Source organism: Streptomyces sp. S6 (assembly GCF_054880855.1).
In genome coordinates, this window is the sequence record NZ_JBTYMC010000617.1 from 1 (window position 1) to 1,555 (window position 1,555).

Here is a 1,555-nt window from a genome sequence, read left to right on the forward strand (position 1 = left end):
GCGCTGGCCCCCGCTCCCGGCGCGGCGGCCTGGGCCCCCGAGACCGGCGGCGTCTTCCGGCGCCGGCTCTTCCCGGGCGGCCACTTCCACTTCCTCGGCGACGCCTTCCCGGCGTTCACCGAGGCGTTGGTGGCCGAGGTCCGGGAGGCGCTCGGCACCCTGTCGTCGTCCGGCAGCGCGGCCGGCCGGGAAGGAGCGTCGTGACCCATGGCAACCCTGCGGACTTCCGCACCCTGATGGCCGGTTTCCCCACCGGCGTGACCGTCGTGACCACCACCGGCGCGGACGGCCTGCCCTGGGGCATGACCCTCACCTCGCTGTGCAGCGTGTCGCTGGAACCCCCCGTCCTGCTGGTGTGCATGCGCCGGGGCAGTCCGACCCTGGACGCCGTCCAGGACAGCCGGCGGTTCGCGGTGAACCTGCTGCACCGAGGGGCGCGGCCCACCGCCGAACTCTTCGCCTCCGGAGCGCCGGACCGCTTCGACCGGGTGCCCTGGTTCACCGACGACGACGCCGGGGGCCCGCATCTCGTGGACGCCGCCCACACCGTCGCCGACTGCGTCGTCACCGACGACCAGGCCGTCGGCGACCACGTCGTGATCATGGGCCGGGTCAGCCGCGTCACCCGCATGGCGCAGGAGCAGCACCCCCTGCTGTACGGGCTGCGCCGCTTCGTCAGCTGGCCCGACACCGAGGACCACCTGTCCTACGACTTCATCTCCTGAGCCGGAGGGAACCCGTGACCACACAGCAGCGCGGGCGGCAGGGCCGTACCCTCCCGCCCGAGGACGAGCGGCCACCGGCCGCCCTCACCCTCGACCAGGTCTTCACGCACACCGCCCACCGGCATCCGAGCCGGGTCGCGATCCAGGACGGCTGGCACCGGCTCACCTACGCCCAGGCCGAACGCCAGGCCGTCCGCCTGGCCTCCGCCCTGGTCCTGGGCGGCGTCCAGCTCGGGGACCCGCTGGTCGTCCACTGCGAGAACCACCGCCAGGCGCTCGTCGCCCAGCTCGCCGTGCTCAAGGCCGGGGGAGTGTGCGTCCCCGCCCCGAGCGGACCCGGCGGCACGGCCGCCGCCGTGCGCGACACGGGAGCACGCGCCGTCCTGTGCAGCCGCTCCACCTACGACAGCGCCGTGCGCGGCGTTCCGTCGCTGGCCCTGGACGACCCGGCGACCTGGCGGAAGATCGCCTCGGTCCCGGTGGAGCAGGCCCTGCCCCGCTCCTCGCCGGAGGGCGGCGCCCACCTGCTGCTCGGCCACGGCGGGCGGGCCCGGCTGGTCGACCACCGTTCCTGGCTGCGCTCCGCCGCGGACCGCAGCCGTCGGGCCGGAGCGCCGGGCGCCACCGTGACCATCGATCAGGAACCCCTGTCGCGCCCCGCCCTGGCCGCCATGTGGTGGGCGTTCAGCTGCGGCGCGATGCTGCACACCGCGCCGTGGAGCCCGGACCCCCGGTGGCCGCTCGTGGGCGGCGAGGACAGCGTCGCGGTGCTCACCCCGGGCGAGTACGCCCGCCACCTCGACGCCTGCCCCCCGTCCGGGCGGCGCGCG

At 75.8% G+C, this 1,555-nt stretch carries 2 protein-coding genes and 1 pseudogene; all 3 read left to right on the forward strand.

Annotation, left to right across the window (positions count from 1 at the left end):
• Positions 1-204: pseudogene (locus ACVNF4_RS35815) on the forward strand (hypothetical protein); the annotation flags it as partial.
• On the forward strand, positions 201-725 hold the full coding sequence (locus ACVNF4_RS35820; protein WP_461807006.1) for a flavin reductase family protein: 525 nt from the start codon (positions 201-203) through the stop codon (positions 723-725). The pseudogene ACVNF4_RS35815 and the gene ACVNF4_RS35820, both read left to right, overlap by 4 nt.
• Before the next feature lie 14 nt (positions 726-739).
• Positions 740-1,555 (forward strand): AMP-binding protein (locus ACVNF4_RS35825; RefSeq protein ID WP_461807007.1); only part of this gene is annotated, 816 nt, incomplete at its 3' end.